Origin of the sequence: Modestobacter caceresii (assembly GCF_000761485.1) — a bacterium.
GTDB classification, from domain to species: domain Bacteria; phylum Actinomycetota; class Actinomycetes; order Mycobacteriales; family Geodermatophilaceae; genus Modestobacter; species Modestobacter caceresii.
Genome location: NZ_JPMX01000111.1, coordinates 1 through 20,554 on the forward strand (window position 1 = coordinate 1; position 20,554 = coordinate 20,554).

General features: G+C 74.6%; 22 protein-coding genes. 9 read left to right on the forward strand and 13 right to left on the reverse strand.

The window, feature by feature from the left end; translation table 11 throughout:
• Positions 1-34 precede the first annotated feature (34 nt).
• From IN07_RS20100 to IN07_RS20110, 3 genes are read right to left on the reverse strand one after another with little or no spacing between them, the layout of a single operon-like run.
• Positions 35-1,045: a hypothetical protein gene (locus IN07_RS20100; RefSeq protein ID WP_036339577.1), complete on the reverse strand. Its 1,011-nt coding sequence runs from the start codon at positions 1,043-1,045 to the stop codon at positions 35-37.
• The gene (locus tag IN07_RS20105; protein WP_036339580.1) at positions 1,042-1,965 is read right to left on the reverse strand and encodes an ABC transporter ATP-binding protein; all 924 of its coding nucleotides are present in this window, start codon (positions 1,963-1,965) and stop codon (positions 1,042-1,044) included. The genes IN07_RS20100 and IN07_RS20105 overlap by 4 nt, the downstream gene beginning before the upstream one ends.
• Positions 1,962-2,324, reverse strand: coding sequence for a GntR family transcriptional regulator (locus IN07_RS20110; protein ID WP_036339582.1), 363 nt, complete (start codon positions 2,322-2,324; stop codon positions 1,962-1,964). Before IN07_RS20110 ends, IN07_RS20105 begins: the two co-directional genes overlap by 4 nt.
• A gap of 157 nt (positions 2,325-2,481) precedes the next feature.
• On the opposite strand from IN07_RS20110, the gene IN07_RS20115 reads away from it, so the two are divergent.
• From IN07_RS20115 to alc, 8 genes are read left to right on the forward strand one after another with little or no spacing between them, the layout of a single operon-like run.
• On the forward strand, positions 2,482-2,784 hold the full coding sequence (locus IN07_RS20115) for an urease subunit gamma (protein ID WP_036339584.1): 303 nt from the start codon (positions 2,482-2,484) through the stop codon (positions 2,782-2,784).
• Positions 2,781-3,083 (forward strand): urease subunit beta, encoded by a 303-nt coding sequence (locus IN07_RS20120; protein ID WP_036339587.1) that lies wholly within the window; start codon positions 2,781-2,783, stop codon positions 3,081-3,083. The genes IN07_RS20115 and IN07_RS20120 overlap by 4 nt, the downstream gene beginning before the upstream one ends.
• Positions 3,083-4,804 (forward strand): urease subunit alpha, encoded by a 1,722-nt coding sequence (locus IN07_RS20125; RefSeq protein ID WP_036339589.1) that lies wholly within the window; start codon positions 3,083-3,085, stop codon positions 4,802-4,804. The genes IN07_RS20120 and IN07_RS20125 overlap by 1 nt, the downstream gene beginning before the upstream one ends.
• Entirely contained in the window at positions 4,804-5,451 is a 648-nt protein-coding gene (locus IN07_RS20130) for an urease accessory protein UreF (protein WP_036339592.1), read from the forward strand. The genes IN07_RS20125 and IN07_RS20130 overlap by 1 nt, the downstream gene beginning before the upstream one ends.
• 18 nt (positions 5,452-5,469) lie before the next feature.
• Positions 5,470-6,150 carry an urease accessory protein UreG gene (gene ureG, locus IN07_RS20135; RefSeq protein WP_036339676.1) on the forward strand — a complete coding sequence of 227 codons (681 nt, stop codon included), beginning with the start codon at positions 5,470-5,472 and terminating at the stop codon, positions 6,148-6,150.
• Positions 6,151-6,209: 59 nt separating this feature from the next.
• Positions 6,210-6,869, forward strand: coding sequence for an urease accessory protein UreD (locus IN07_RS20140; protein ID WP_231558488.1), 660 nt, complete (start codon positions 6,210-6,212; stop codon positions 6,867-6,869).
• Positions 6,866-8,191 (forward strand): allantoinase AllB, encoded by a 1,326-nt coding sequence (allB, locus tag IN07_RS20145; RefSeq protein WP_036339594.1) that lies wholly within the window; start codon positions 6,866-6,868, stop codon positions 8,189-8,191. The genes IN07_RS20140 and allB overlap by 4 nt, the downstream gene beginning before the upstream one ends.
• 55 nt (positions 8,192-8,246) lie before the next feature.
• On the forward strand, positions 8,247-9,377 hold the full coding sequence (gene alc / locus IN07_RS20150; RefSeq protein ID WP_036339597.1) for an allantoicase: 1,131 nt from the start codon (positions 8,247-8,249) through the stop codon (positions 9,375-9,377).
• A 9-nt stretch (positions 9,378-9,386) separates the two neighbouring features.
• On the opposite strand, the gene pucD is transcribed toward alc, so the two are convergent.
• From pucD to IN07_RS20165, 3 genes are read right to left on the reverse strand one after another with little or no spacing between them, the layout of a single operon-like run.
• A complete protein-coding gene (gene pucD, locus IN07_RS20155; protein ID WP_036339599.1) occupies positions 9,387-11,756 on the reverse strand; it encodes a xanthine dehydrogenase subunit D in 2,370 nt (789 codons plus the stop codon).
• On the reverse strand, positions 11,753-12,241 hold the full coding sequence (locus IN07_RS20160) for a (2Fe-2S)-binding protein (RefSeq protein WP_036339601.1): 489 nt from the start codon (positions 12,239-12,241) through the stop codon (positions 11,753-11,755). Before IN07_RS20160 ends, pucD begins: the two co-directional genes overlap by 4 nt.
• A 1-nt stretch (position 12,242) precedes the next feature.
• Positions 12,243-13,121 (reverse strand): FAD binding domain-containing protein, encoded by an 879-nt coding sequence (locus IN07_RS20165; protein WP_036339604.1) that lies wholly within the window; start codon positions 13,119-13,121, stop codon positions 12,243-12,245.
• Between the two features lie 192 nt (positions 13,122-13,313).
• Between IN07_RS20165 and IN07_RS20170 the strand changes: the two genes are divergently transcribed.
• Positions 13,314-14,687: an 8-oxoguanine deaminase gene (locus IN07_RS20170; protein WP_197058581.1), complete on the forward strand. Its 1,374-nt coding sequence runs from the start codon at positions 13,314-13,316 to the stop codon at positions 14,685-14,687.
• Positions 14,688-14,690: 3 nt separating this feature from the next.
• Here the strand turns inward: IN07_RS20170 and IN07_RS20175 are convergent, their stop codons facing one another.
• From IN07_RS20175 to egtC, 7 genes are all read right to left on the reverse strand, one after another.
• Positions 14,691-15,482 (reverse strand): anti-sigma factor, encoded by a 792-nt coding sequence (locus tag IN07_RS20175; RefSeq protein ID WP_036339610.1) that lies wholly within the window; start codon positions 15,480-15,482, stop codon positions 14,691-14,693.
• Positions 15,463-16,062: an RNA polymerase sigma factor gene (locus IN07_RS20180; protein ID WP_231558489.1), complete on the reverse strand. Its 600-nt coding sequence runs from the start codon at positions 16,060-16,062 to the stop codon at positions 15,463-15,465. Before IN07_RS20180 ends, IN07_RS20175 begins: the two co-directional genes overlap by 20 nt.
• A 44-nt stretch (positions 16,063-16,106) precedes the next feature.
• Positions 16,107-16,787, reverse strand: a complete 681-nt coding sequence (locus IN07_RS20185; protein ID WP_036339613.1) for a class F sortase — start codon at positions 16,785-16,787, stop codon at positions 16,107-16,109.
• Between the two features lie 25 nt (positions 16,788-16,812).
• Positions 16,813-17,634, reverse strand: a complete 822-nt coding sequence (locus IN07_RS20190; protein WP_036339617.1) for a DUF4397 domain-containing protein — start codon at positions 17,632-17,634, stop codon at positions 16,813-16,815.
• Between the two features lie 79 nt (positions 17,635-17,713).
• Entirely contained in the window at positions 17,714-18,856 is a 1,143-nt protein-coding gene (gene egtE / locus IN07_RS20195; protein ID WP_052091555.1) for an ergothioneine biosynthesis PLP-dependent enzyme EgtE, read from the reverse strand.
• A 22-nt stretch (positions 18,857-18,878) separates the two neighbouring features.
• Positions 18,879-19,841: an L-histidine N(alpha)-methyltransferase gene (egtD, locus tag IN07_RS20200; RefSeq protein WP_036339620.1), complete on the reverse strand. Its 963-nt coding sequence runs from the start codon at positions 19,839-19,841 to the stop codon at positions 18,879-18,881.
• Positions 19,838-20,542 (reverse strand): ergothioneine biosynthesis protein EgtC, encoded by a 705-nt coding sequence (gene egtC, locus IN07_RS20205; RefSeq protein ID WP_036339623.1) that lies wholly within the window; start codon positions 20,540-20,542, stop codon positions 19,838-19,840. The genes egtD and egtC overlap by 4 nt, the downstream gene beginning before the upstream one ends.
• Between the last annotated feature and the right edge of the window lie 12 nt (positions 20,543-20,554).

Below are 20,554 nucleotides of genomic sequence, written 5' to 3' on the forward strand. Positions count from 1 at the left end.
GCCGCCGGACATAACTCCCAGGACGGGGTCACAGCTACGGCTGTGGCCCCGTTCCTGCTTTTCCGGGGAAGGTCGGCCGGGGGCACACCGGACGGGGTGCTCCCCGTGGCGAGAGCACGTTCGCCTTCACCGACGTCATAGCGTCTCCGTCGAACGAGTCCGAGCGCCGGTGGGCTTCCCGATCGAGCACCGCGACGTCGTACTGCGGAACTGCTGGGCCCGGGATCGACACGTCGGCGCGCGTGCCCCGATGGTGGCGCCCTGATTCGTCAGCTGACGCATCGGCCGCGCAGGACGCCGAGCGGTCGGCGCGCCAGAGGCGGCCGGCCGTCGGATGTGGCTGGGCGATCAGGGGACCGCGCGTCGCAGCCCCAGGTACGCCAGCGCAGCGAGCGCCACTGCGGCCACCGCGGGCAAGCCGATGGTGAAGGACTCCACCGAACGGTCGGCCAGCCAAGCCCAGCTCCTCCCAGGCTCGGCGCCACGTGAGCAGGAGGACGGCGGCGCCGGCCCCCACGATGAGGGCGGCGGTCAGCGCGTAGATGCCCGCCGTCCCCCACCGCTTGTACAGCACGCCCAAGCCGATCCCCATGAAGGCGAAGGCCATCATCGGGACGGCGAAGACGACGACCTGCAGAGCCGGGTTCCCGACGTCGAGGGCGCCCGGTGCCCAGAACTGGAGCCCGACCCCCCAGCCGTTCGTCGCGTTCTCGATCGCGGTGAGCCCGGCCAGGGCGACGCCGAAGACGACCGACTGGACGACCGCGACCAGCGCCGTCCCCAGGTAGAAGACCCGACGGCTGAGGCTGAGCCCCATCGCCAGCGGGAACACCATCGTCACCGCCTGGATGTAGGTCACCAGCACCGTGATGTACAGCGCGGCCAGGCCGCCGGTGTTGGAGTTGCTCGCGCTGGCGTCCAGGTCACCGACGCCCCAGATCGCCAGGTTCACGGCGAAGGCGAGCGCGACGATCGCCCAGCCGATCCCCATCGACACGAGGGGGTTGACGAGCTGGAGGCGGGCGGCGCCGAGGACACGGTTCATCGGTGGGCTCCCTGCAGGGTGGCGCGGTCGAGAGTCGAGGGTGCGGCGGGCTGTGCCGCGGCGAGGCTCATGGCGACCACCAGTCGCTGGATCGACGTCTGCTCGACGGCCAGGCCGAGGGCCGTGGCCTCCCGTCGTGCCGTCGCCGTCTCGGTCCGGACGATCGCCCGGGTCTGGCCGGCCATCGACTCCTCGTGGAGGACAGCGTGGCCGGCGCCGAAGGTGGCCACCTGGGCCGCCGGCCCGGTGACGGTCAGCGCCGTGGACCGCAGCGTCTCCACGTCCGCATCCAGCAGCACCCGGCCGCGGTCGATGAGCAGGACGTGCTCGAGCAGGTCGCTGATCTCCTCGATGAGGTGGGTGGACAGCAGGATCGTGCGGGGGTGTTCGGCGTAGTCGGCCAGCAGTCGGTCGTAGAAGAGCTGGCGCGCGACGGCGTCCAGGCCCAGGTACGGCTCGTCGAACAGCGTGACCGGTGCACGCGAGGCCAGGCCCAGGACGATGCCGACGGCCGAGTTCATCCCCCGGGACAGCTTCTTGATCGGCCGCTTGCCGGGCAGGTCGAAGTCGGTGAGCAGCTGGTCGGCCAGTGGCTGGTCCCAGTGCGGGTACAGGTGGGCGGCCGCGGAGACGGCGTCGCAGACCCGGAAGTGGTCCGGGTACCGCTGGCCCTCCTTGATGAAGCACATGCGGCGCAGCACACCGTCGTTCTCGTACGGCGCTGCGCCGAGCACGGTCACCTGGCCTGCGGTGGGCACGCGGTGGCCGGTGAGCAGCTGCATGAGCGTGGTCTTCCCGGCGCCGTTCCGGCCGAGCAGGCCGGTGATCGTGTCCGCCTGCAGCGAGGTGGAGACGTCGGTCAGCGCGGTGTGCCCCCGGAAGCGCATGGTGACGCCCTCGAGCGTGGCGGCGACGGTCACGACCGGCCTCCCCGCTCGCGCAGCAGCTGGACGATCTCGGCGATGCTGATGCCCACCTTGTCGGCCTCGGCCAGCAGGGGGGTGAGGTACTGCTCGGCGAACTCGCTGCGGCGCCGCTTGAGCAGCTGCTCCCGTGCGCCGGTGGCGACGAACATCCCGACTCCTCGTCTCTTGTAGAGGACCCCGTCGGCCACCAGCTGGTTGAGGCCCTTGGCGGCGGTGGCGGGGTTGATGCGGTGGAAGGCGGCCAGCTCGTTGGACGAGGGCGCCTGGCTCTCCTCGGCGAGGGAGCCGTCGACGATCGCGTCCTCGAGCTGTGTCGCGACCTGTCGGAAGATCGGGCCGGCGTCCTCGTTCACCGAGGCGTACGACCCGGCCGGCTCGCTGGTTCATTACTCATGTAGCGAGCCATAGAGCCCACGAATCATGGTGCACAAGTCCCCGCAACGGGACCGTCACACGGGCCGGTTAGGTTCCTGACTCCGCCGGCTCGCCGACGTCAGGAGGACGACGCCCGTGTTGCTGTCCCCGCACGAGCAGGAACGGCTGATGCTCAGCTACGCCGCCGAGCTCGCCCGCCGCCGCCAGGCCCGTGGCCTGCGGCTCAACCTCCCCGAGGCGACCGCGATCGTCACCGACCACGTGCTCGAGGGCGCCCGGGACGGCGAGCTGGTCACCGACCTGATGCAGTCCGGCCGCACCGTGCTGACCCGGGACGACGTGATGGACGGCGTCCCCGAGCTGCTGGAGGAGGTGCAGGTGGAGGCGACCTTCCCGGACGGGACGAAGCTGGTGACCGTCCACCACCCGATCTCGTGATCCCCGGCGAGGTCGTCACCGCCGAGGGCGTCATCGAGACGCTGCCCGGCGTGCCGCGGGTCGAGCTGGCGGTGCACAACACCGGCGACCGACCGGTCCAGGTCGGCTCCCACTTCCACTTCGCCCAGGCCAACCGGGCGCTCGCGTTCGACCGGGCTGTGGCGCACGGTCACCGGCTCGACATCGCCGCCGGCACGGCCGTCCGGTTCGAGCCCGGCATCCAGCGCACCGTCACCCTCGTCCCGCTGGCCGGCGCCCGCGTCGTCCCCGGGCTCACTGCGGAAGGTGGGCTGGCCTGATGGTGCGGCTGTCCCGGGAGCGCTACGCCCAGCTCTACGGCCCGACGGTCGGCGACCGGATCCGGCTGGCCGACACCGACCTGCTCATCGAGGTCACCGAGGACCGCTGCGGTGGTCCGGGCCTGGCCGGTGAGGAGGCGGTGTTCGGCGGCGGCAAGGTGATCCGCGAGTCGATGGGGCAAGGCCGGGCCACCCGCGCCGAGGGCGCCCCCGACCTGGTGATCACCGGTGCGGTCGTGCTCGACCACTGGGGGGTCGTCAAGGCCGACGTCGGCATCAGGGACGGGCGGGTCGTCGCGCTGGGCAAGGCCGGCAACCCGGACACGATGGACGGCGTCCACCCCGACCTGGTCATCGGTCCGGGCACCGAGGTGCTGGCCGGCAACGGCAGGATCCTCACCGCCGGCGGCATCGACTGCCATGTGCACTTCATCTGCCCGCAGATCGTGCCGACGGCGATCGGCTCGGGCATCACCACGATGATCGGCGGGGGCACCGGGCCGGCCGAGGGCTCCAAGGCCACCACCATCACCCCGGGCGACTGGTACCTGGCCCGGATGCTCGAGGCGATGGACGGGATGCCGGTCAACGTCGCGCTGCTGGGCAAGGGCAACACCGTCTCGGTCGACTCGCTGGAGGAGCAGCTCCGGGCCGGCGCCAGCGGGTTCAAGCTGCACGAGGACTGGGGCTCCACGCCGGCCGCGATCGACGCCGCGCTCACCGTGGCCGGGCGCAACGGCGTACCGGTGGCCCTGCACTCCGACACCCTGAACGAGGCCGGCTTCGTCGAGGACACCCTGGCCGCGATCGCCGGCCGGAGCATCCACGCGTACCACACGGAGGGCGCCGGGGGCGGGCACGCACCGGACATCATCACCGTCGCCGGCCACCCGAACGTGCTGCCCAGCAGCACGAACCCGACCCGGCCGCACACGGTGAACACCCTCGACGAGCACCTCGACATGCTCATGGTCTGCCACCACCTGGACAGCTCCGTGCCCGAGGACCTCGCCTTCGCCGAGAGTCGGATCCGGCCCACGACCATCGCCGCCGAGGACCTGCTGCACGACCTGGGCGCCATCTCGATGATCGGCTCCGACGCCCAGGCGATGGGCCGGGTCGGCGAGGTCGTGATGCGCACCTGGCAGACCGCGCACGTGATGAAGCGCCGCCGCGGCTCGCTGGCCGGCGACGGCGCGGCCGACAACCTGCGGGCCCGGCGGTACGTCGCCAAGTACACGATCTGCCCGGCGGTGGCGCACGGCATCGACGGCGAGGTCGGCTCGGTGGAGCCGGGGAAGCTCGCGGACCTGGTGCTCTGGGACCCGGGGACCTTCGGCGTCCGGCCGCACGTGGTGCTCAAGGGCGGGATGATCGCCTGGGGGCAGATGGGCGACGCGAACGCCTCCATCCCGACCCCGCAGCCGGTGCTGCCGCGGCCGATGTTCGGCGCGTACGGCCGGGTGCCGGCGCAGACCTCGGTGCACTTCGTCGCCCCGGCCGCGCTGGAGGACGGGCTGGCCGACCGGCTGGCGGTCGACCGGCGGCTGGTCGCGGTCGCCGACACCACCCGGCTGGGCAAGGCGGACATGCCGGAGAACACCGCGCTGCCGGAGATCCGGGTCGACCCGGACACGTTCACCGTGTCGGTCGACGGCGAGGTCTGGGAGCCCGAGCCGGTCGCCGAGCTGCCGATGGCCCAGCGCTACTTCCTGTTCTGATGACGGCCGCGCTGCTCACGCTCGCCGACTCGCGGCTGCCCGCTGGGGGACACACCCACTCCGGCGGCGTGGAACAGGCGATCGCGGCCGGGGTGCTCGCCGACCCGGGCTCGCTGGCGGTCTTCCTGCGCCGGCGGCTGGCCACCTCGGGAGCGGTGGCTGCCGGGCTGGCGGCGGCCGCGTGCCGGGCGGTGGACGACGCCGACCCGGTGGCTGCGCTCGGTGCGCTGGACGCGGAGGCGGATGCCCGCACACCCTCCCCGGCGCTGCGGGCCGCCTCCCGGCAGCAGGGCCGGGGGTTGGTCCGGGTCGGCAGCCGGGCCTGGCCGCACCCGGCGTGGGCCGCGCTGCCGGCCCAGCCGCACCACCCGCTGGCCCTGGGCGTCGCCGCAGCTACCGGTGGGCTGACGCCGCGGGACGCCGCGCACGCCGCCGCCTACCTCTCGATCAGCGGACCGGCCACCGCCGCGCAGCGGTTGCTGGCGATGGACCCGATCACCGTCGCCGCGGTGACCGCCCGGCTGGCCCCGGAGGTCGACGAGGTCGCCGACGCGTCCGCCGAGGACCTGCCGGCGGCCACCGACCCCCTCCTCGATCTGCTCGCCGAACTGCACGCTGCACGGAACGACCGCTTCTTCGCCTCATGATCGTCACTGGGAGTGCACATGCCGCCTGACCATCGGATCGACGACTACGTGGACCCGTACACCCCGGAGCACCGGAACGGCGGCCCCCTGCGGGTGGGCCTCGGCGGGCCGGTCGGCTCGGGCAAGACCGCCCTGGCCGCCGCGCTGTGCCGCACGCTGGGCGCCGAGTACGACCTCGCCGTCGTCACCAACGACATCTACACGACCGAGGACGCCGACTTCCTGCGCCGCAACGCCGTGCTGCCCGACGACCGGATCGAGGCGGTGCAGACCGGCTGCTGCCCGCACACCGCGATCCGCGACGACATCACCGCCAACCTCGACGCCGTGGAGCTGCTGGAGTCCCGGCACCCCGGGCTGGAGCTGGTGTTCGTCGAGTCCGGCGGGGACAACCTGACCGCCTCGTTCAGCTACGGGCTGGTCGACGTCCAGGTGTTCGTGGTCGACGTCGCCGGCGGGGACAAGGTGCCGCGCAAGGGCGGGCCCGGGGTGACCGCCTCGGACCTGCTGGTGGTCAACAAGACCGACCTCGCACCGCTGGTCGGTGCCGACCTCGGCGTGATGCGCCGCGACTCCGACGCCGTCCGCGGCGACAGGCCCACGCTGCTGATCTCGCTGCGGGAGGACCCCGCGGCGACCGAGGTCGCCGAGTGGGTCCGGGAGCAGGTGCGCGCGAGGGCGTTGCAGACGGCGCCGTGAGGACGCGGGTGGAGGTGGTCGCCCGGTGCGACGCGCGGGGGCGCACGACCCTGCCGATCGTGCGCGCCAGCGGGCAGCTGGCGGTGCGGCGCACCGGCGCTGCCTCCGTGCACCTGGTCGCCACGGCGTTCGGCCCGCTCGGCGGGGACGACGTGGAGATCCGCCTCGTCGTGGAGGCAGGCGCCCGGCTCAGCGTGCACTCGGTCGCCGCGGCCGTCGTGCTGCCCGCCCGGGGGGAGTCCCCGCCGTCGTGGCAGCTGGTGCGCGCCGAGGTCGCCGGCGTGCTGCAGCTGGCGCCGGAGCCGACCGTCGTCACCGCGCGCGCCGACCACCGGGCCGAGCTGCACGCGCAGCTGGCCGACGGCGGCGAGCTGACCGCCACCGAGCAGGTGCTGCTCGGCCGGGTGGGCGAGGAGCCCGGTCGCTGGACCGGCACGACCCGGGTCGAGCGGGACGGCCGTCCGCTGGTGCACACCACGGTCGGCCTCGGCCCCGGGGCACCCGCCTGGCTGCCGCCGGTCGCCCCCCGGGCCTACGTCTCCACGGTGTCGACCGGCGGCGGCCAGAGGGAGGTGGCGACCGGGGTCGACGCCGTGCGGCTGCCGCTGCCCGGCGGTTGGGTGGGGACGGCGTGGGGCGACGAGCTGCACGATGCGGTGACCCGGTTGGCGTCGGTGTCGCCGCGACCGGTCGACGAGCTGGCGGAGGTGACGCGGTGAGCGGGTCGTTCGTCGTTCGGTCCCGGCGGGTGGTGCTGCCCGACGGGGAGCGGCCGGCCGCGGTGCACGTGCAGGACGGGGTCGTCGTCGCCGTCACCGGGTTCGACGAGGTCGACGGCCAGGTGGTCACCCTCGCCGAGGACGAGGTGCTGCTCCCCGGACTGGTCGACAGCCACGTGCACGTCAACGAGCCCGGGCGCACCGAGTGGGAGGGCTTCGCCTCGGCGACCCGGGCGGCGGCGGCCGGTGGGATCACCACGATCGTCGACATGCCGCTGAACTCGGTCCCGCCCACGGTCGACGTCGAGGCGTTGCACGTGAAACGCGCGGCGGCCGAGGGGCAGGTCAGCGTGGACGTCGCCGTCTGGGGCGGCGCCGTGCCCGGCAACACCGGCCAGCTCCCACGGCTGCTCGCCGCCGGTGCGGTGGGCGTCAAGTGCTTCCTGCTCGACTCGGGCGTGCCGGAGTTCCCGCCGCTGGACGACACCGGCCTCCGGGTCGCGCTCACCGAGCTGGCCGCCGTCGACGGGCTGCTCATCGCGCACTGCGAGGACGACGACGTGATCACCGCGGCCCCGCAGTCGGGCGGGCGCAGCTACGCCGACTTCCTCGCCTCCCGGCCGGGTGCTGCGGAGGAGACCGCGATCGGTCGGCTCATCGCCGCCGCCCGGGACACCGGCGCCCGGGTGCACGTCGTCCACCTGGCCGACGCCGCCGCGCTGCCGATGCTGCGGGCCGCCCGGGCCGAAGGGGTGCGGATCACCGTCGAGACCTGCCCGCACTACCTGACGTTCAGCGCCGAGGAGGTGCCCGACGGCGACACGTCCTTCAAGTGCTGCCCGCCCATCCGGGAGGCCGAGCACCGGGAGGCGCTGTGGCGCGCGCTGGCCGCCGGCGACATCGACCTGGTGGTCAGCGACCACTCGCCGTGCACGCCGGAGCTCAAGCGGCTGGACGTCGGCGACTTCGCGCTCGCCTGGGGTGGCATCGCCGGGCTGCAGGTGACCCTGCCGGTGGTGTGGAGCGGGGCCCGGGCGCGCGGGCTCACGCTCGCCGACGTCGTCCGGTGGATGTCGGCCGCGCCGGCGCGGTTGACCGGGCTCACCGGCAAGGGCGCGATCGCGGTCGGCAAGGACGCCGACCTGGTGGCGTTCGCGCCCGACGAGCGGTGGCGGGTGGCGCAGCTGCACCACCGCAACCCGGTCACGCCGTATGCGGGGCGGGAGCTCACGGGGGTGGTCCGCCGGACCTGGCTGCGCGGGCATCTGCTGGCCGACGATGCGGCTCCCCTCGGCCGGTTGCTCGAGCGATCGGAGGGGTGACAGGCCTGCGCCGTGCCACAGTGACCCGCGTCCGTCCCGATCCGTCTGGAGCCCGATGACCGAGCCCGCGTTCTTCGCCCTCCCCGACCTGGCCCGTCGTGACCTCGGCGGCGCCGTCGTCGCTGCGAACGACGAGTTCTTCGCCGCCCGGGAGAACCTGGTGCTGCCGCACCCGGCCGTGCCGCGCATCGAGTTCGGGCACAAGGGGAAGGAGTACGACGGCTGGGAGACGCGGCGCCGGCGCAGCCCCGGGCACGACTGGGCGATCGTGCGACTCGGGACGCCGGGCATCGTGGCCGGCGTCGTCGTCGACACCGCGTTCTTCACCGGCAACTACCCGCCGCAGGCCTCGCTGGACGGCGCTGCCGTCGAGGGGCACCCGTCGGTGGAGGAGCTGGCGCGGGCCGACTGGCAGCCGCTGCTGCCGCTCGTCGACCTGGCCGGCGACACCGCCAACGCCTTCCCGGTGGAGTCCGACCGCCGGTACACGCACGTGCGGCTGTCCATCCACCCCGACGGCGGGGTCGCCCGGCTGCGGGTGCACGGCACCGTCGTCCCGGACCCGCGGCTGGTCGACGCCGGGCCGTTCGACCTGGCCGCCCTGGAGAACGGCGGACGGGTCACCGGCGTGAGCAACGCCCACTACGGCAGCCCGCACCAGCTGATCGGCCGCGGGCTCACCCGGTCGATGGGCGAGGGCTGGGAGAACGCCCGCCGCCGCGGCGGGGGCAACGACTGGGTCGACGTCGACCTGGCCTGCGAGGGCGTGGTCACCCTCGCCGAGCTGGACACCTCCTACTTCCTGGGCAACGCCCCGGGCACCGCCTCGCTCACCGGCCGCACCCCCGACGGCGCGGAGGTAGTCCTGCTGCCGCGCACCCGGCTGCAGCCGGACACCCGGCACCGGTTCGTCCTCGACGGGGAGACCGGGGTGAGCAGTGTCCGGCTCGACGTGTTCCCGGACGGCGGGATGGCCCGGCTGCGGCTGTGGGGGCGCCCGACCGCCGCCGGTCGCACCGCACTGGGCCGCCGCTGGTTCGACGCGCTGCCGGACGTCCCGGCGCTGGAGGTGCTGGGCTCGCTCTGCGTCGACCCGAGCGAAGCGGGCCGGCTCGTCGGCCACCGGCCGCTGTCCGGCGAGCTGCCGCCGGCCGTCCGCACCCTCCTCGACGGCCGGGCCGGCTGACGGAGCCGGTCAGGTGCCGGTGATGTGCTCCGGCCGCACCGGCACCCGGGTCAGCGGGAGACCGGTCGCGGCGCGGATGGCGGCGAGCACCGCCGGGCCGGAGGAGATGTTGGGCGCCTCGCCGACCCCGCGCAGGCCGTAGGGGGCGTGCGGGTCGGCGTACTCGAGGACCTCGATGCGCATCGGCGGCATGTCCAGGATGGTCGGGATCAGGTAGTCGGTGAACGACGGGTTCCGCACCTTGCCGTCCTTGATCAGGATCTCCTCCATCACCGCCAGCCCGAGGCCCTGCGCGGTGCCGCCCTGGATCTGGCCGACCACTGCCTGCGGGTTGATCGCCTTGCCGACGTCCTGGGTGCAGGCCATCTCGACCACCTTGACCAGCCCGAGCTCGGTGTCGACGTCCACCACGGCCCGGTGCGCGGAGAAGGCGTACTGCACGTGCGCGAAGCCCTGGCCGGTCTCCGGGTCGATCGCCTCGGTGGGGCGGTGCCGCCACTCGAGGGTCTCCTCCAGCACGTCGTCGCCCAGCAGGTCGGCCAGCGGGACGGTGATGTCCTCGCTGTCGGACACCACGGCACCACCGGCCAGCCGGAGGTCGGGAACGGTCCGTCCCACCAGTCGTTCGGCCCGGGCGACCACCTGCTCGCGCACCTTCGCGCAGGCGGCCTTGACCGCCCCGCCGGTGACGTAGGTCTGCCGGGACGCCGAGGTCGAGCCGGCCGAGCCGACACTGGTGTCCTTCGGGTGCACGACGACGCGCTCGACCCCGAGCTCGGTGCGGGCGATCTGCTGCTCGACGGTGACCAGCCCCTGGCCGACCTCCGCCGCCGCGGTGTGCACGGTCGCGGTCGGTTCGCCGCCCACCACCTCCAGGCGCACCCGGGCGGTGGAGTGGTCGTCGTAGCCCTCGGAGAAGGCGACGTTCTTGTACGCCACGGCGTAGCCGACCCCGCGCCGGACGCCCTCCCCGTGGGTGGTGTTGGAGACCCCGCCGGGCATGTCGCGCAGGTCGACCTCGCCGTCGCCGGACGCGGCCGGCAGCGGCATGGCCTCCAGCCGGCGCAGCAGCTCCGCGACCGGGGCCGGGCTGTCGATCACCTGGCCGGTGGGTGTCGCCGACCCCTCCTCCATCGCGTTGCGGCAGCGCAGCTCCACCGGGTCCATGCCCAGCTCGGCGGCGAGGGCGTCCATCTGCGACTCGTAGGCGAAGGCGGTCTGCACCGACCCGAACCCGCGCATCGCCCCGCACGGCGGGTTGTTCGTGTAGGCGCCGTAGCAGTCGACGTGCACGTTGGGGACGACGTAGGGCCCGATCCCCATCGTCCCGCCGTTGCCCACCACGGCCGGGGTGCTGGAGGCGTAGGCGCCCCCGTCGAAGTAGATCGCCGCCTTGACGTAGACCAGCTCGCCGTCCCGGGTGGCGCCGTGCTCGTAGCGCATGGTCGCCGGGTGGCGGTGCACGTGGCCGAAGAAGGACTCCTCTCGGTTGTAGGACATCTTCACCGGGCGCCCGGTGCGCAGGGCCAGCAGGCAGGCGTGCACGTGCATCGACAGGTCCTCGCGGCCGCCGAAGGCGCCGCCCACGCCGGCCAGCGTCAGCCGCACCTGCTCGGGCGGCAGGGCGAGGGCGGAGCAGATCTGCTTCTGGTCCACGTGCAGCCACTGGGTGGCGACGTGCAGCTCCACGCCGCCGTCCTCGGCCGGCACGGCGAGGCCGGCCTCCGGGCCGAGGAACGCCTGGTCCTGCATCCCCACCTCGTACTCGCCCACCACGACGACGTCCGCGGTCGGCGCCGGGTCACCGGTGCGGACCTTGAGGTGCCGCACCAGGTTCCCCTCCGGGTGCAGGTGGGCGCTCTCCCGGCTCAGCTCGGTGACCTCGGCGGTGGAGTCGTGCACCTGGTTCCAGGTCGGGTGCCCCAGCGCGGTGCGCGCGTCGGTGACCGGCTCCAGCACGTCGTAGTCGACGTGGATGCGGGCGGCGGCCAGCCGGGCGGTCTCCGGGTGGTCGGCGGCGACCAGCGCCACCGGTTCGCCCTGGTAGCGGACGACGTCGAGGGCCAGCACCGGCTGGTCGGCCAGCTCGAGCCCGTAGACCTTCTCGCCCGGCACGTCGTCGGAGGTGAGCACGGCGGAGACGCCGGGGGTGGCCAGCGCCGCGCTGGTGTCGATCGAGCGGATCCGGGCGTAGGGGTGCGGGCTGCGCAGGGTGACCCCCCAGAGCATGTCCTCCATCCAGAGGTCGCTGCCGTAGGCGAACTCGCCACGGACCTTCAGGACGCCGTCGGGCCGCTGGGCGTCGTCGCCGACCCCGCCGCTGCCGGGCCCGGTCAGGTGCTCCGGTGCCCCGGTCGGCGTGCGGGTCGGCGTGCTCATCGGTCTCCCCCTGCCGTGGGCTCGGCCATCCGGTCCGCGGCGAGCCGGACGGCATCCAGGATCTTCTCGTAGCCGGTGCACCGGCAGAGGTTGCCGGCCAGCGCCTCGCGGGTCTCGGCGTCACTGGGCCGCCCGTGCCGGGTGATCAGGTCGTGCGTGGCCACCAGCAGCCCGGGTGTGCAGAAGCCGCACTGGACGGCGCCGGCGTCCAGGAAGGCCTGCTGCACCGGGTGCAGCGCCTCGGGGTCGGCCAGGCCCTCGACGGTGCCGACCTGTCGGCCCTCGGCCTGGCCGGCGGCGACCAGGCAGGCGCAGACCGGCAGGCCGTCGAGGTAGACGGTGCAGGAGCCGCACTCGCCCTGTTCGCAGGCGTTCTTCGACCCGGGCAGGCCCATCCGTTCCCGGAGGACGTACAGCAGGCTCTCGCCCTCCCAGACGTCGTCCACGTGCTGCTCGGTGCCGTTCACGGTGCAGGTCAGACGCACGTCAGGCCTCCTGGGTCGCGGAGCGGTGGTCGGCCCAGGCCCAGGTGAGGGCGCGGCGGGCCATCACGGACAGCGCGTGGACTCGGTAGCGGGCGCTGCCGCGGACGTCGTCGATCGGGGCGGCAGCGGCGGCGACCAGCTCCCCGAAGCGGGCGATCGTCGCCTCCGGCAGCTCGGCACGGGACTCCCACAGGCCGCTGCTGTCGAGCTCGCCGGCCAGGAACTCCTCGGCGGCCGGAGCGCGGCGCGGCGTCGGCGCGGCCGAGCCGATGCCGGTGCCGACCGCGCGGCGGTCCGGGTGCAGGGCGAGCCCGAACGCAGCGACGGAGATGACCATCGCGTTGCGGGTGCCGATCTTGCTGTACTGCTGCGGGCCGCTCGGCGGGACGACGTGGACGGCGGTGATGAGCTCGTCGCCGTCCATCGCGTTGCGCTTGACCCCGGTGTAGAAGTCGTCGATCGGGATCCGGCGGGTGCCCCGCACGGAGGCCACCTCGACCTCGGCACCCGCGGCCAGCAGCGCGGGGTGGGCGTCCCCGGCCGGTGACGCGGTGGCGAGGTTGCCGGCGACCGTGCCCCGGTTGCGGATCTGCGGGGAGCCGATGGTGCGGGAGGCCATGGCCAGGCCCGGCAGCCGGTCGCCGAGCTCGCTGATCACCCGCGCGTAGCTGACCCCCGCCCCCAGCCGGACCGCGCCGTCCGTGACCGCCCAGTCGCGCAGGTCGGCGACCCGGGTGAGGTCGAGGAGCAGCGCCGGGCGGAGGTGGCCGAAGTTGAGGCCCACCATGACGTCGGTGCCCCCGGCGATCGGCACGGCGTCGGGATGGGCGGCCTTCGCCTCCAGCGCCTCTGCCCAGGTGACCGGTTGCAGGAAGTCCATGGGGCTCCTCGTCGGTGGGGGACGGCCACGGTAGCCCCGCCGTGTCACGGGTGGATGACGGCCGGGTGCCCGGGCGGGTCAGGACGGGGTGAGGACGACGAGATCCTGCGTCGCCCGGGTCGTCGCCACGTCGGGGCGCGGCTCTTACACGTGTACACGCGCCGGACACGTCCAGGCGGCAGGATGCGCGGGGTGGAGACCGCTGACCTGCTCGTGCACGACGCCGAGCTGATCGCCACCGTCGACGACGCCCGCCGCGAGCTGCCCGGAGGGTGGGTCGCGATCACCGACGGTGTGGTCAGCGGCCTCGGCGGCCCGGGCGACCCGCAGCCGGCCGCCGTCCGGCGGGTCGATGCCCGCGGCTGCCTGGTCACGCCCGGGCTGGTGAACACCCACCACCACCTGTACCAGAACCTGACCCGCGCCTACGCCCCTGCGCTGAGCGGTGGGCTGTTCGACTGGCTGGTCACGCTGTACCCGCTGTGGGCCCGGCTCGACGAGGAGGCGGCGTACGCCAGCGCGTACGTCGGGCTGGCCGAGCTGGCGCTGTCCGGCTGCACCACGTCGACCGACCACCTCTACGTGCACCCGCGCGGTGCCGGTGACCTGATCTCCGCGGAGGTGGCCGCGGCCCGGGAGCTCGGCGTCCGGTTCTCGCCCACCCGCGGCTCGATGTCGCTGTCCGTCAAGGACGGCGGCTTGCCGCCGGACTCGGTGGTGCAGGACGACGACGAGATCCTGGCCGACTCGCAGCGGCTGGTGCAGGCCCACCACGACCCGTCGCCCACCGCGATGACCCGGATCGCGCTGGCGCCCTGCTCCCCGTTCAGCGTCACCGCCGACCTGATGCGCCGGACGGCGGAGCTGGCCGAGTCCCTCGACGTCCGGCTGCACACCCACCTCGCCGAGACCCGGGACGAGGACGCCTTCTGCCTGGCGACCTTCGGCCGCCGCCCGGTCGACCACCTGGCCGACGTCGGCTGGATGACCGACCGGACGTGGCTGGCGCACGTGGTCTGGCCTGATCCGGCCGAGGTGACCCGGCTGGGCGCGGCGCGGGTCGGGGCGGCGCACTGCCCGTCGTCGAACATGATCCTGGGCAGCGGCCTGGCCCCGGTCGCCGAGCTGCGGGCGGCCGGCGCGCCGGTCGGGCTGGGGGTCGACGGCTCGGCGTCGGCGGACTCCGCGTCGCTCTGGCTGGAGGCGCGCACCGCGATGCTGCAGGGCAAGCTCCGGCACGGCGCCGCGGCGATGTCGGCCCGGGACGCCCTGGAGATCGCCACCCGCGGGGGCGCCGCGTGCCTGGGCCGGGCCGGCGAGATCGGCGAGCTGTCGGTCGGCGCCTGCGGTGACCTGGCCGTCTGGTCACTGGAGGGCGTGCGGTTCGCCGGCGCGCTGTCGGACCCGGTGGAGGCCTGGCTGCGCTGCGGCCCGGTGTCCGCGCGGCACACCGTCGTGGCGGGCCGGTTCGTCGTCTCCGACGGCGCCGTCACCCATCCGGGGCTGGACGAGCAGCTCGCCGTCCACCGGCGGGTGTCGCAGCGGGTCCAGGCCCCGCTGGACTGACGCTCAGCTGGAGAGCTCGCCCCGGACCACCGAGACGCCGGAGTGCGTCGGGTCGCCGTCGAGCGGCTCGACCGAGACGTCGACCAGCGGGTAGGCGGCCAGGTCCAGGTCGGCCGGCAGCGGCAGCACCGTGGCGCCCCGCTGGACGACGCCGACCGGCACCATCCGCTGCGCGTCGGTCTGCAGCAGCCACACCTCGTAGTAGCCGTCGTCCAGCTCCGGCAGGTCGAGGTCGACCCGCAGTTCGCGGACCCCACGGCTCTCCCGGACCTCGGCGCTGCCCGACGCATTCTGCTCCGGCAGTGGGTCGAGCCCGGCCTGGGCGACCACGGCGCCGCCAGCACCGTTCTGGGTGACCGCGACCGCACCGGCACCGATGAAGCCGCCCACGAGCACGGCGGCGGCCAGCGGCAGCCACCGCGCCGCCGAGCGGCGGGGGGACCGTGACCCGATGGGCACCACGGTGGCCGATCCGGCATCGGATCCGGCGAGTTCGTGCCCGGCCGATTCGGTCGGACCCGGCGCGGGCGCGTCGACGCCGCGCGCGACCGCTTCCTCTCGGGGAGAGACGTTGACCGCGGTGGCGGCGGCGATCGCTGCCCAGACCTGCGGAGGTGGGGCGATCGCCTGGCCAGGTGCGGCCAGCTCGGGGACGGCGAGGACGTCGACGCTCCGCCGGAGCGAGGCGACCTCCCGCTGGCACTCGGCACAGTCGGCCAGGTGCGCAGCGTCCTCGGCAGACAGCTGTTCGTCGAAGGCGGCCAATGCCAGCTCGTCAGGATCGCAGTGCTGCACCGTCCACCTCCAACCGGTCTCGCAGGCGCTCCAGGGTGCGCCTGATGTGGCTCTTCACGGTGCCCAACGGGATGCCGGTGCGTGCCGCGATCTGTGCATGGGTCAGGTCCTCGAAGAAGGCCAGCTCGATGATGCTTCGTTGCGGCTGGCCGATGCGGTTCAACTCGCCCAGCAAGAGGACCCGGTCGGCCACCTCGGTGGCCAGCTCGCTGCCCGGACCGGTGGTCGGCGCCGAGCGGGCCTCGTTCGTGGCCGCCTCGGTCGAGCGACGTTGCCGCTCCCGCTTGGCCCAGGTGTCGGCCATCTTGTGCCGGCACACGCCCACCAGCCAGGCCGGGAGCGGCCCCTGCTCGGGGCGGTAGCGGCCGCGCCCGGTCCAGGCCGAGATGAAGGTCTGCTGGGTGACGTCCTCGGCGTCGGGGCCCGGACCGAAGGCCCGCACCGCCATGCCGTGCACCTGTGCCGCCCATCGTTCGTAGGCCCAGGCGAGGGCCTGTTCGTCGCCGTCGGCGAAGCGCCGGGCCACCTCGGCGTCGTCCGGCTCGGCGCCCAGCTGCGCCGAGCCCTCGGTGATGGGCACGTCAGCGACCGTACCCAGGTGCGGCAGCCGGACGGCCAGCAGGCTCATGGGAGCGGTTCGGCAACGACGACCACGTTGTCGCGATAGCTGCGGAGCTCGGGGATGAACGGGCCGCCACAGGTGATCAGCACCAGCCGCGGGGGTCCCTCCCGGTCGAAGATCGAGTCCAGCGGCAGGACCTGCTTGGTGATCAGCTCCCGGGAGACCACCTGCCACCGGGTCTCCGCACCGGTCGCGCCGGTGACGACGACGACGTCGCCGACCTCGGTGGTGCGCAGCGGGGCCAGGGCGCCCAGCCCCTGCTCCCGGTCGTCGACGTGCCCCGCGAGCACCGCGGAGCCCTCGTCCCCGGGCACGGGCCCGAACCGGTACCAGCCGACCCGGTCCACGTCCTCCGGCAGCTCCATCTGGCCGTCGGGGGAGACACCGACCGCGTCGAGCGGGGCGGTCACTCCCTGGGCCGGCAGGCTCAGCCGGACCGGCGCCGGGACCGGCGACGCCACGGTGGGCGCCGCGTCCCTGGTGGTCACCGGGGGGAGGCCGGGTGCAGGCGCCGCCGGCGGCACCGTCCCGGTGGGGGACGGTGCCGCCGACGGTGATGGCGCGTCGATCGCCTGCTCCACCGTGGTGCCCGCCGTCGCGTCAGGCCGGGTCAACGCCCAGGTGACCGGTGTCCCGATCGCCAGGGCGAGGCCCAGGACCAGCACGACGACGGAGCTGCGCACGGTGGGTGCCTCTGTTCTCGGTCGGTCAGACCCGGCTGGTGGCGTACTTGCGGCCGGCGAACGCCGCACCGGCCAGGCCGGCCAGGGTCAGGCCGACCAGCGGCGCCGGCATGCCCTCGTCAGCGGCGAGACCGGCCGAGCCACCGGGGACACCGGTCGGTGCGGAGGCCCCGGCCTGGACCGTCTGGGTGGCGAGCTCGTAGCCGGCGTCACCGGAACCCCAGGCGTAGACGATCGTGGTCGCGCCCTCGGTCAGGGACAGGTCGGCCGGGCCGATCGCCACCGTGTCGGTGCCGGCGAGCACGACGTCGGCGCTCACGGTGCCGGCGGGCACGGTCAGCGACTCCTCGTTCGGGTTGGTGAGCCCGTCGATGACGACCTCTCCACCCGCACGCACGTCGACGGCCGGTGCCGCGGCCACGTGGCGCACGGTCAGCCGGCCCTCGCCCGCGGCGACCTCGGAGGTGTCGTTCACGAAGGGGGTGAGAGCGGGCTCGCCGGCCTCGGTGAGGTGGGCGGCCACCGTGGCGTCGGCGCCGGCCGGCAGCTCCACGCCCATCGCCGACAGCAGCGGCTCGCCGGAGCCGTCCGCGGCATCGGCCGGGAACAGCGCCAGGTCGTACGCGCCGGCGGGGAGCGACAGCGGGTCCGTGAGGGTGCCCGGCTGGAAGTCGTCGATCAGCCGCTCGCCGTTGGCGTACACGTCGACCGGGAGCTCCGGGACGGCGTGCAGGACCGAGAGGGTCGCGTTGGTGTGCGAGTCGGCCAGCGCGGGCGTGGCCCCGAAGAGCAGGGCGAACGCGCCAGCGGCGCCGGCGGTCAAGGCGATCGGGCGGGTCTTGTTCACGGTGACGTTCCTTCCGTTGGACTGGACTGTCACCCCGTTCTTCCGGCCCGCCCCCGCGCCTGGATGCAGCCGGCCGCGATCAGTGCGCCAGGGCGGTGGCCAGCAGGTCCAGCTGCTCGATGGTGGAGTCCAGGTGCGGGGAGACGCGGAGCACCGGGCCGGCGAGCTCCCGGGGTGCCCGTTCCCGGCCGGCCGCCGTCGTCAGCACGCCGTGCCCGGTGCGCAGTCGGGTGACCACCTCCCGGACGTCGACGCCGTCCGGGGGGCGCAGCGTGGTGATCGCCGTCGGCTCGTCCAGCGGCTCCGCGACCTGCCACCCGCCGCGGCCGTCGAGCCGTTCGCGGGTGGCGCGGCCCAGCGCCGCGAGCCGCTCGCGCACCCGGTGCGGGCCGGCGGCCAGGTGCTCGCCGACGGCCACGACCAGGCCGACCCGGCCGGCCACGTGCGCCTCGTGCGACTCGTACCAGCGGGCGTGGTCGACGCCGGTGCGGTCCTCGTCGTACAGCTCCGGGCCCACGAGCGGGGAGAGCCGCGCGCCGACCGCCGGGCGCAGGACGAGGAAGCCGACGCCGCGCGGCCCGGCGAGCCACTTGCGCGAGGTGCCGTAGGCCGCGTCGGCGCCCAGGTCGCAGTCGACGTGACCGAGGGCCTGCGCGACGTCCAGCACCAGGGGGACGCCCGCCGCCCGGCACAGCGCGGCGACCTCCCGCCCGGGCTGGACGACGCCGCGGTGGCTGGCCACCAGGGTGACGTGCACGAACGCCGGCGGGTCGTCACGCAGCACCCGCTCGACGCCGGCCAGGTCGGCCCGGCCCACCGCGTCACCGGGCAGCACCACCGGCGTCAGCCCGGCGTCGGAGAAGGCGGCGACGTTCTGCCAGTACTCCCCGGGCAGCACGCCGATCCGGGCGCCCGGTGCCAGCCGCCAGCGGGAGACCAGCGTGCGCACCGACGCCGACGCGCTCTCGGTGAAGGCCACGTCGGCGGCGGCCATCCCGACCAGCCCGGCCAGCACCGAGCGCCCCTGCTGCAGCAGCCCCTCCGCCGCCTGCTCGGCGACGTAGCCGCCCAGCTCCGACTCGTGCCGGGCGTGCCGGGCGACGGCGTCGAGCACCGCGGTGCTCTGCCGGCTGCAGGCGGCGTGGTCCAGGTGCACGGTGGCCGGTCGCAGGCGGGCGGCGCGCCAGGCGTCGCCGAGGTCGTCGTGCGGGAGGCTGCTCACCGTCGGGAGGATAGGACGGGGTTCACGCGAGCACGGACAGGGAGACGGCGACGTCGCCGTCTGTCCACCAGTGGGTCATCCGCAGGCCCGCGGCGGCCAGCTCCTGCTCGACCCGGGCCCGGCGGAACTTGGTCGACACCTCGGTGCGCACCTCCTCCCCAGCGCAGAAGGGCACCGTCAACCCGATCGCGGCCAGGTCCACGACCTGGTCCCGGGTGGACCGCAGCCGCATCTCGACCCGCTCGTGCTCGGGGTCCCACACCGCGACGTGCTCGAACGCGGACGGGTCGGCGTCGCCGGACAGCTCCCGGTTCAGCACCGCGAGCACGTTCCGGTTGAACGCCGCGGTCACCCCGGCGGCGTCGTCGTAGGCGCGGACCAGTCGATCGGGGTCCTTCACCAGGTCGGTGCCGAGCAGGAAGGAGTCCCCCGGTCGCAGGGTCGCCGCGAGGGAGGAGAGGAAGGCCGCCCTCGGCCCGGGCTCCAGGTTGCCGATCGTGGAGCCCAGGAAGGCGACCAGCCGGCGGCCCTCCTGCGGCAGGTCGCCCAGGTGCACGGTGAAGTCGGCGACCACCGCGTCGACCGCCGTCCCCGGGTAGGCCGCGGTGATCTGGGCACCGGCGGCCCGCAGCACCGAGGGGTCGACGTCGACCGGCACGAAGCGGCGCAGGGTGCCGGCCTCGGCCAGCGCGGTGAGCAGCAGTCGGGTCTTCTCCGAGGTGCCGCTGCCGAGCTCGACCAGCGTGTCGGCGCTGGTGGCCGCGGCGACGTCCGCGGCGCGCTCGGCCAGCAGGGCACGTTCCGCGCGGGTCGGGTAGTACTCCGGCAGCCGGGTGATCTCGTCGAACAGCTCGCTGCCGCGCTCGTCGTAGAACCAGCGGGGCGGCAGCGTCTTCGGGCTCGCCGTCAGGCCGGCGCGCACGTCGGCGGCGAGCGCAGCGCCGGCGTCGACCGGGCCGAGGTGGTCGGTGAGCGTGAACGTCATGCGGGCTCCGATGCATCGAGGGACGTCTGGGTCAGGCCGTCGAGGGTGACCTCGACGAGCGTCCGGTCGGGGACGTCGGCCCAGCGCGGGTCGTCGTCCCACGGCTCGCTGGCCAGCGCCGTCCCCTCGTCGGTGGTCAGCACCGACAGGGTGTCGCCCCAGGTGGTGGCCAGCAGGCGGGTGCCGTCGGCGGCGAGCAGGTTGAGCCGGGCGGCCGGGTCGGCGGCCCCCACCTCGCGGACGGTCTCGCCGAGCGCCGCCATGCCGCGGGAGAAGACCAGCGCGGCCAGCAGTGCGCTGTCCACCACCGACTCGGCGTCCCGGGCCGGGGGCAGCACCGCCCGGTCGACCCGGCCGTTGTGCGAGAGCAGCCAGCGGCCGTCGGTGAACGGGGCGGCCGCCGCCTCCTCGATCGGCATCCCCACGGTCGCCGAGCGCACCGCCGCCAGCACGCAGCGGGCCGAGATGGCGGGCGCGACCGAGGCGAAGGACGCCGACCCCCACAACGGCTGCGCCGACCGCCAGCGGGCCGGTTCCGGACGGCCGTCGGCCCAGAAGCCCACGCCCCAGCCGTCGGCGTTCACCGTCCCGTACCGCTGCCGGCGGGGGGCGTGCGACTGCACCAGCAGGGACGACGGCGGGTCGAGCACCAGCGCGGCCAGCGTGCGCGGCTGCCCGAGCCAGGCCAGGTGCCGGCACATCAGGCGTCTCCC

Excerpts from the sequence above, each read along its gene's own strand:
- ureG (WP_036339676.1), top strand. The coding sequence starts at position 5,470 with ATGCCGCCTGACCATCGGATCGACGACTACGTGGACCCGTACACCCCG.
- pucD (WP_036339599.1), bottom strand. The coding sequence starts at position 11,756 with ATGAGCACGCCGACCCGCACGCCGACCGGGGCACCGGAGCACCTGACC.
- egtC (WP_036339623.1), bottom strand. The coding sequence starts at position 20,542 with ATGTGCCGGCACCTGGCCTGGCTCGGGCAGCCGCGCACGCTGGCCGCG.
- IN07_RS20100 (WP_036339577.1), bottom strand. The coding sequence starts at position 1,045 with ATGAACCGTGTCCTCGGCGCCGCCCGCCTCCAGCTCGTCAACCCCCTC.
- egtD (WP_036339620.1), bottom strand. The coding sequence starts at position 19,841 with ATGACGTTCACGCTCACCGACCACCTCGGCCCGGTCGACGCCGGCGCT.
- IN07_RS20165 (WP_036339604.1), bottom strand. The coding sequence starts at position 13,121 with ATGGACTTCCTGCAACCGGTCACCTGGGCAGAGGCGCTGGAGGCGAAG.
- IN07_RS20125 (WP_036339589.1), top strand. The coding sequence starts at position 3,083 with ATGGTGCGGCTGTCCCGGGAGCGCTACGCCCAGCTCTACGGCCCGACG.
- alc (WP_036339597.1), top strand. The coding sequence starts at position 8,247 with ATGACCGAGCCCGCGTTCTTCGCCCTCCCCGACCTGGCCCGTCGTGAC.
- IN07_RS20130 (WP_036339592.1), top strand. The coding sequence starts at position 4,804 with ATGACGGCCGCGCTGCTCACGCTCGCCGACTCGCGGCTGCCCGCTGGG.